This window comes from Shewanella sp. 11B5 (genome assembly GCF_002836795.1).
Taxonomy (GTDB): Bacteria; Pseudomonadota; Gammaproteobacteria; order Enterobacterales; family Shewanellaceae; genus Shewanella; species Shewanella frigidimarina.
In genome coordinates this window covers 1-7,773 of record NZ_PJAP01000382.1, presented here as the reverse complement: position 1 = coordinate 7,773, position 7,773 = coordinate 1, and the positions used below count along the sequence as shown (strand labels likewise).

8 protein-coding genes are annotated in these 7,773 nt (G+C 42.7%); 4 read left to right on the top strand and 4 right to left on the bottom strand.

What is annotated here, in order from left to right; all coding sequences use genetic code 11:
- Nucleotides 1-180: 180 nt before the first annotated feature.
- Nucleotides 181-567, top strand: coding sequence for an acyl-CoA thioesterase (locus tag CXF78_RS08770; protein ID WP_374702276.1), 387 nt, complete (start codon nt 181-183; stop codon nt 565-567).
- Nucleotides 568-587: 20 nt separating this feature from the next.
- Here the strand turns inward: CXF78_RS08770 and CXF78_RS08765 are convergent, their stop codons facing one another.
- Entirely contained in the window at nt 588-845 is a 258-nt protein-coding gene (locus CXF78_RS08765; protein ID WP_102036539.1) for a GNAT family N-acetyltransferase, read from the bottom strand.
- Between the two features lie 66 nt (nt 846-911).
- Nucleotides 912-1,334, bottom strand: coding sequence for an acyl-CoA thioesterase (locus CXF78_RS08760; protein WP_011639375.1), 423 nt, complete (start codon nt 1,332-1,334; stop codon nt 912-914).
- 137 nt (nt 1,335-1,471) lie between these two features.
- Between CXF78_RS08760 and CXF78_RS08755 the strand changes: the two genes are divergently transcribed.
- The gene (locus CXF78_RS08755) at nt 1,472-2,497 is read left to right on the top strand and encodes a hypothetical protein (RefSeq protein ID WP_011639374.1); all 1,026 of its coding nucleotides are present in this window, start codon (nt 1,472-1,474) and stop codon (nt 2,495-2,497) included.
- A gap of 65 nt (nt 2,498-2,562) precedes the next feature.
- Here the strand turns inward: CXF78_RS08755 and mtnC are convergent, their stop codons facing one another.
- Nucleotides 2,563-3,243 (bottom strand): acireductone synthase, encoded by a 681-nt coding sequence (gene mtnC, locus CXF78_RS08750; RefSeq protein WP_011639373.1) that lies wholly within the window; start codon nt 3,241-3,243, stop codon nt 2,563-2,565.
- Between the two features lie 212 nt (nt 3,244-3,455).
- Here mtnC and CXF78_RS08745 point away from each other — a divergent pair, with 212 nt between their 5' ends.
- Nucleotides 3,456-4,661 carry an alpha/beta hydrolase-fold protein gene (locus CXF78_RS08745; RefSeq protein WP_102036538.1) on the top strand — a complete coding sequence of 402 codons (1,206 nt, stop codon included), beginning with the start codon at nt 3,456-3,458 and terminating at the stop codon, nt 4,659-4,661.
- 142 nt (nt 4,662-4,803) lie between these two features.
- Here the strand turns inward: CXF78_RS08745 and CXF78_RS08740 are convergent, their stop codons facing one another.
- The gene (locus CXF78_RS08740) at nt 4,804-6,669 is read right to left on the bottom strand and encodes a DUF885 domain-containing protein (RefSeq protein WP_011639371.1); all 1,866 of its coding nucleotides are present in this window, start codon (nt 6,667-6,669) and stop codon (nt 4,804-4,806) included.
- Between the two features lie 181 nt (nt 6,670-6,850).
- Here CXF78_RS08740 and CXF78_RS08735 point away from each other — a divergent pair, with 181 nt between their 5' ends.
- On the top strand, nt 6,851-7,090 hold the full coding sequence (locus CXF78_RS08735) for an HP1242/YdcH family protein (protein WP_011639370.1): 240 nt from the start codon (nt 6,851-6,853) through the stop codon (nt 7,088-7,090).
- The last annotated feature ends 683 nt before the right edge of the window (nt 7,091-7,773 follow it).

Below are 7,773 nucleotides of genomic sequence, written 5' to 3'. Positions count from 1 at the left end.
ATGATTACTGTTTTCTCCCCTAACATACCCCCCCATAATTCCTTCGCAATAAAGACTTTTTTGATGACCTCGAGTGAGATGTGTCGTTAGAATGGGCTAATGACATTTGTTCATCGAGCAAAACGTCAATGGACTCAAAATAATAATAAAGGATTCTTTGTGACAGATACTCAATTTAGCATGACCCTCAAACCGCGCTTTTGTGAAACCGATGCGTTAGGCCACATTAATAACACGGTTATCCCAGTGTGGTTTGAAGCGGCTCGTGAGCCAATTTTTGAAATTGTAAATCCAGGGCAAGATTTAACCAAGTGGAACATGATCATTGCTGGTTTTACTATCGCCTTTACCGCGCCAACGTATTATGGCGAAGAAGTTATCGTTAAAACGCACATTAGTCGTTTAGGCAATAGCAGCTTTGATATATTACAAAGCTGTTGGCAGCACGGTAAAAAAACCGCTGAAGCGACCACCACTATGGTGCATTACAATTACCAAACTGAAAAAAGCGAGCCACTTGCTGAGCTTGTACGTCAGCAATTGGCTACATTAACCGGTGCAGCTTAGGACTAACACAAAAGAAGGTGTTAACGTAAAAACTTGTCTACGTAGCTGCAACTGGCGCTGATGTTAAGTTTTTCTGCTTTCGCCCAAGCCAGTCCAGTACGAACCAATTTTTCGGCAATTCCTTGGCCGCGTAAAGCGGGTGGTACAAAGGTGCGACTAAAATCAATATTTTGACCATCTAAGTGATATTCAAGTACCGCCTCAACACCTTGAGTGATAACCACAAAACGATGTTGGCTAGCTTGGTGTTGCACGGTTACTGCGTTTTGATTGCTCATAGTGTGTTGTCCTATTACTTGTAAGGCCGCTTGTTGATGTGGCTATTGATGTTATGACTCATACTGTTACTCATGTTCCAACAAGGCGCTGAGTAATTCTGGAGTGAGTTTGGCTTTTTTGCCGGTTTTAAAGTTAAACATCACCACTTTTGCCCAGCCGATAGTCGTCACTGCTTGCTGTGCTTTACTGAACACGGTGTAATGCATCACAAAGCGGTCTTCATTGATATCGCTGATCTTTACCCCTACAACAATTGAGTCCGGAAAGGTTACTGGGCGCTTAAAGCGGGCATTTGTTTCACTTAGCACTGGGCCGACACCCGTTGTTTTTAGATCGTCGAGTAGGTTAATTTGGTTAAAGAAATCGAGACGAGCGGTTTCAAAATACTTAAAATACACCGAATTATTAACATGTTGTAGTGCATCCATTTCACCCCATGCTACTTGAATGTCTGTGCTGATAGAATGTTGAGCTAAAAAGTCATTCATGGCGGTTCTCGTTATGAATTAATAAATTAAACGCTTGTTTAAATTTCAACTGTTAATTTAACAGTCCGGACGATGAACAACAAGGGACAGTGGCTATTACTGTGAGTATATCCAGTGAACTTATAAGGATTTTTACCTTGCGAAAAGAGACTTTTTTAACAACATCGAATTTATGGATATCGTCGTGCTGGACGGTGTTTTGCAGCCGATTTACTGAATTACAAACCAAACTGAGTTTGCCGCAAAAATTGTATCTGGTGGCGATAGTCTTACTGTTTGCTACTGACTCGGTAGCGTGGGTGGCCATTATCAGTGTGATGGCGATGTCGATTGAGTTCTGGCATTTATTTGAACGTATGTGGCACAGCTTGGCTGGCAAAGCGGTGTTGTTATTGTTTTATGCGATAGTGGCCAATTTTGCCCTGGCTAGTTCAAGTTCAGTGGTTAACGATGTGGTTGGCGTCGCAGCCAGTAGCTTTAATTACACCCATAACTTCGCCATTTTGCTCTACATTCCGGCATGGAGTGTGGTGATGAGCTGTATTGTGCTGTTATTACTACAGCTTATTTTTCCGCTAATGTTTGGTGTGTCTTTTATACTCCGCCCCTTTGGTGTGACCAACTTTCGCTTGATTAATCATGTGCATTTTCATCGTACAACCTTTTGGGTGCGAGTTATTCTTGCTGCAGTGGTGTTGTATCATCTTGCCATGCTGATGGACCTTTATGGTCAGGTTGAAAAAGCGTTGGATGATCCGCAAGTAGTGCAATTAGTTGAAGCTGAAACCGAAGAGGAAATACTTGCTGATGATGGCTTGTCGATCATTGTCAAAACAGACCCTGCTAAGAAAGAACCACCCAAGTCTGAACCCAAAACAGCGAAACAAGTTGAACGCGAGCAAGAACTGGACGCCATTGATGAAATCGCCAAACAGCCTTACAGTCATTTGCGTAGCCAGTATTTTACCAGTGTGCGTAAAGCAATTGCGTTGTTTGCGTTTCAGTTGGAGGCGAATGCCAAATCCCGCTGTCAAAAACTACCGTTGTCGCATGTGGTCGAGCTTAATGATTATGAGATCCTTGAAATAACACCCGATATCAATGCGGAATATGGTTATCATTTTGAAGTGAAAAAATGTATTTCACCTGCATTTCCCAGTTAACAGGCACTTTGCAGGCATAAAAAAACGACCTAGACGGTCGTTTTTTTATACCTAATCAGTCAGTATTAATCGAACACTAACTCACTAAAGCTGCTTATTTTTTTGCACTTAGCTTGGCGTTGGTCAGCAAAGCGGATCATTTGGCAAGTTGTCATGCCGGCGGCTTCAGCAGCTTTGAGCTCTTCTGCGACATCTGACACAAATAAAATCTGCTTTGGTTTCAAGCTAATGGTGTTGCAAATATTGCAGTAGGCTTGTTTGTCTAACTTATTGCCCGTGCGGGTATCAAAGTGACCATTGAACGAACCGGTTAAATCGCCTGCTTCGGTGTGGCTAAATAACAGCTTTTGCGCTTCGACAGAGCCAGAAGAGAAGCTGTAAATACGAATGCCTTTTTCTTTAATGCGCTCAATGCTATCAATAAAGTCAGGGTAAATGTGGCCAGTAAACTCTACGCGGTTATAACCTTGTTTCCAGATTAATCCTTGTAGGGTTTTAAGTGGTGTTAGTTTACGGTCTTCATCGATCCATTGCTGTAAAATCTCAGTGACTCGTTCGAGTGTCGCATCTGGTTCTAAGGCAATATCTTTAACATCGCTGATGCAGTAATCAACCACAACGTTATGCTGGTTTTGCTCAAGAAATTCAGCCATCGCTTTTCTTGAGTAAGGAAATAACACATCCTGAATAAAGTTAAGATCGGTAGTGGTACCGGCGGTATCAACGATAATAGCTCTAATACTCATAAGATTTGTTACTCCAAAACAATAAATTAACGTAATGATGATCCTAAGCTTTATTGGCGATTAAGGCTAGTGCTATTCGTGATATTGCATCCTCGTTAGATGACTTTGAATGCTAGATGTGAGCTAAGTTTAGATATTACTAAATTGCCTTGTGTGATGTGGTCTGGTAGCTTCGGGTTAACTTAATTGTCACGTTTCACCAGGAAGGTACCATGCTTACAATAGGGAAAAAACGTTATATCAAATGGCCGAGCTTATGGGCTAAAAGTCTGTCTATATGCGCATTATTACTGAGCTTTTTTCACGTTAGTGTGGTGTTTGCTACTGAAATGTTGCCGTCAACGACCGAAACCCTGAGTGTAAAGTCTGCTCTATTTGGCGAGCAAGCCGATTTTTTGGTGACCTTACCAAACAGTTATACCAAGCAAACTGATAAGCGTTATGTGGTGTTATTTGACTTACATCCGCGCAGTCATTTGTATTTAACAGGTATGCACGACTGGATGAGCCATAATGGTGGCTGGCCGTGGTTAGAAACCATTATTGTTACTGCTCCCGATGGACATCAAGGCTTGGGGGAACTAAAAAAGCGTGCGATAGAGCAGCAAGGCGATCAAGCGCTATTGGACTTTTTTGAGCAAGATTTACTGCCTGCAATTGATAAACGCTATCGCACCAATGGCTTTCGTATTTTTAACGGCTTTACTGGCAATGCAGGTTTAGTGCTATACAGCTTAATTAATCGTCCTAGTTTATTTAATGCTTATATTGCTGCCAGCCCAGTATTATCAACAGACTTTGCTTATGTGCTAAATGATGCGCCTAAAAATCTCAAAAAAATGGACGGCAAACCAAGATTTCTATTTGTGAGTACCAGTGATAGCGACTTTGAACAAAGGCAGCTGGATTCGTTTGCTAGGCTTGAAGATATTATTCAAACCAATGCCAATGCTAAATTGAACTATCAAATAAAGCGTTTTGACGGCAGCTATTATATGACTCAGCCTATCTTGGCGACGGCATTAGGCATCGAGAAGATATTTAACGATGTTCATACTGTTCTAGCGGCGGATTCAGAAGTATCGCAACAAGGATCTAAAGCGATTCTAGCCTATTATAAGCGACTGTCTGATGAGGTTTATGGCTTTGATGTGCCAGCAATTGATTCGCTGTTAGCCTTAGGTAATAGCTTAGTTAAAGCAGCACCACAGCAAGCGATTGGGGTTTACCAAGATACGCTGAAAGCCTATCCTAAAGCGCATTCGGCCTACCATGAGTTAGCCAGTGTTTATGCAGCAACAGGTAAAATGACTCAGGCTATCGAAGCGGAACAACAAGCGTTAGCGAGTACCGACCATCCGTTTTATCAAAACAAATACACTAAGCAATTAGCCGCGTTTCAAAACCAAGCTAAATAAAACTGATCTAAGTTAAACCAAGCTGCAAAACGATAAATGACAATAAAGCCACAACACGAGTATTCGCCCTGTGGCTTTATTGTGTAACCTGCTCAAACAATATTATTCTGAGCTGAGGTTTAGTATTCCGAATTAAAGTTGATTACGCAGCCGTTTCGCTGGCTAACCACTGATTAATTTTTTGCTCCATTAAATCTAATGGCAATGCGCCATTTTCTAATAAGCGGTCGTGGAATACTTTAATATCAAACTTGTCACCTAAGACTTGCTTGGCTTTGGTACGTAGTTCAATAATTTTCAGCTCACCCAACTTATAGCCAAGTGCTTGGCCTGGCCAAACGGTATAGCGCTCAATTTCGCCGGTGGCTTCCGACAAATGAATCCCTTCAGTTGCCACCGCGTAATCAATGGCTTGTTCACGGCTCCAGCCTTTGGCGTGCATACCGGTATCAACCACCAGGCGAACCGCACGATGTAACTCTGACTGCAAACGGCCAATGTTGTCGATAGGGTCATTAGCATAAATGCCCATTTCGGCAGCTAAACGTTCGGCATATAAAGCCCAACCTTCGCCAGCCGCATTGGAATAAAACACTGTACTTAGCAGCGGTAATTCATCAGACAAGCCAATAATGGTTTGTAAATGATGACCTGGATTAGTCTCGTGGTAGGTCAAGGTCTGTAATGAATAAGATGGCAGTGATGCTGTGTCATACAAGCTGATCCAGAAAGTGCCTTTGCGTGAACCGTCTTGTGATGGCGCATCATAAAATGCGCCACTAGTAGAAGCCGCACGGCTGTCTGGTACCGCTTCAATAGCCACTTCTTGATTAGGCAAGCGACCAAACCAGTCTGGTAATTTTGCATCAACCAAGGCTAAGTCGGCATCAATATCGGCCATTAGCTGTTGCTTGCCTTCTGGGGTATTCGGGTAAAGATATTGTGGGTCGTTGAGTAACACCTGCATACGCTCACCGACGGTGCCATCAACATAACCGACTTCTTTGAGTAGCCCGTCCATTTCGGCAGTAATCCGGGCTACTTCAGCTAACCCGAGTTGATGAATTTCATCGGCAGTTTTGGTCGAATTGCCTAAATGCTGGATAAGCGTTTGATATAACTTCGCCCCTTGAGGTAAACGACCAATGCCAGCTTCATGAGTTGCTTTTGGGCGCACGGCTTCTAACGCGGCAATCAGTTGGCGGGTGGCGGCATAGTATTTAGTGTTAACTAACTCGGCCGCAGACTTTACCAACGTATCGCTATCGGCCACTTTTGCTGCGTTAAGTTTAGCGTTAAAGCTGGTTACTAAAGGATGGCTGTTTGCTGGGCCACTGATTTGAGCTTGTAACCCGCGTAGGGTGTTATCAATGACAAAGTCTGGTGGAATGACGCCCATCGATACATCGTGATTGAGTTTATCGACCAATGTGCCCATAGCGGCAGGGTACATGCTTAAGCGAGTTAAATAAGCCTCGGCTTCGGCGGTATTAGTTACGGCAAACTTGTCTTCCATGTAACCGGGGAATTCAATTTGCAAACCAGATAAGTGGTTAACGGCATAGGGTAAAAACCATACGCCATACTCGCCTAACACGTTGCCATAATTAACCACTTGAGCTGGTAATAGAGCGCCTTTTACTTCAGACTTTATCGCGTTTAAGCTGATTGTTTCTGAGGGGGTTAAGCTTGCTTCATCAATGTCGTTGAGTTGGCTCAGTATTGATTTAAGTCCTTTGCGACGGTGGGTTTCACCAGATGGGCTGTAGTCGGTGAGTTTAGACATCACATTGGCGTTGATACTGGCATCACTCACGCCGTAGTAAGTGGCAACTTCGGGTCTGAGTACAAAATAGTCTTTAGTGATTGATGCGACTTGTTGTTTAAGACTGAGCTTAGTGGCTGCCTCACTTGCTGTTGCTGAGTTTGAATTATTTTCCGGTGTAGCAGGATCTGAACATGCAGTGACGAGCAGGCTAATGATTAAGCCATTAAGAAGTTTTTTCATTGATTACTCATTAAGTTAATAGCGGCATTCAAGTACGAATATAAGCATATCCTAACAGTTATGGAGGTTAAGCTGTTGCAGTTTTTATGTGCTGGGTATTTGAAAGTACGAGGGTAAGTTTGACGATAAGGTGTAAATATGGTCTAACATTATTAGACATTGACATGAAAAGGAGAGAAGTATGTTAGGTGAAAGCCATGCGTTATTAGTTGATTTCCCTGAGTATCAAGACAAGATTTCATTGTTAACCGCCAACGATACTGAGTTTGCTGAAGATGCGAAACGGTATCATAAATTAGATACTCAAATTCGTAAGCTGGAGTTACGCAATACTCCGACAAGTGATGAGTTTATTGAGCAAGCAAAGCTTGACCGGTTGGTGTTAAAAGATAAGTTGTATCAGTTGTTTACCCAAGCTTAATTTGTTTATTCAGCTTTTTGGCCATGTGATCATCTAGGTGGTGACGTGGTCAATTTTTGCTGCTATCTCAGTAACTCTTGTTTGTTTTTATTATCTTTGATTTATGGCCTGCGGCCACATCAGCTTTTTCAAACTTCGTTTGAATTAAGATCGCAAGGTTCCACCCTGCACGGGCCAAAAGGGAGATCAACAGCAATCCCCCTCTTGGATCACCCCTGCCGTTCCGGCAACATTTTCAAACAGCGAAAAGGTCGCGACGGAAATTGATCCAGCTTTTAACTTCGTTTGTAACCGGCTTCGGCCTTATTCGAAAATGCTAACGCTTCCGATGGGGCGTCCCTTCCCCTCGAAAGCTAGCTGGCCATCCTTGGCCAGCTCACGTCATTTTCTTCAACGGCCTCAATGTAGTGGTAGCATGAATAGATTTAATTGCTTTACACCAAAGAGATAGCAACTGTAGGATGAAATTAATTAATCTGCTGTAAAATAACTCATGGAGTATTGCGTTGAATCGGAATCAAAGAGTAGAGCTAGCATTTGAATTTATGCTAGCTAAGGAGAAAGCTGGAGAAGCTTTCACAATGACTGAATTGGCAGAAGCATCAGGCTGGGCAATAAGTAGTTGTCAAACTTATCCAACTAAAAGATGGCACCAATTCGTTCAAAGAGATGGTAGCCAATAT

Bases quoted from the DNA above. Each gene is read 5' to 3' on its own strand.
- CXF78_RS08760 (WP_011639375.1), bottom strand. From the start codon at position 1,334: ATGAATGACTTTTTAGCTCAACATTCTATCAGCACAGACATTCAAGTA.
- CXF78_RS08765 (WP_102036539.1), bottom strand. From the start codon at position 845: ATGAGCAATCAAAACGCAGTAACCGTGCAACACCAAGCTAGCCAACAT.
- CXF78_RS08735 (WP_011639370.1), top strand. From the start codon at position 6,851: ATGTTAGGTGAAAGCCATGCGTTATTAGTTGATTTCCCTGAGTATCAA.
- CXF78_RS08770 (WP_374702276.1), top strand. From the start codon at position 181: ATGACCCTCAAACCGCGCTTTTGTGAAACCGATGCGTTAGGCCACATT.
- CXF78_RS08740 (WP_011639371.1), bottom strand. From the start codon at position 6,669: ATGAAAAAACTTCTTAATGGCTTAATCATTAGCCTGCTCGTCACTGCA.
- CXF78_RS08745 (WP_102036538.1), top strand. From the start codon at position 3,456: ATGCTTACAATAGGGAAAAAACGTTATATCAAATGGCCGAGCTTATGG.
- mtnC (WP_011639373.1), bottom strand. From the start codon at position 3,243: ATGAGTATTAGAGCTATTATCGTTGATACCGCCGGTACCACTACCGAT.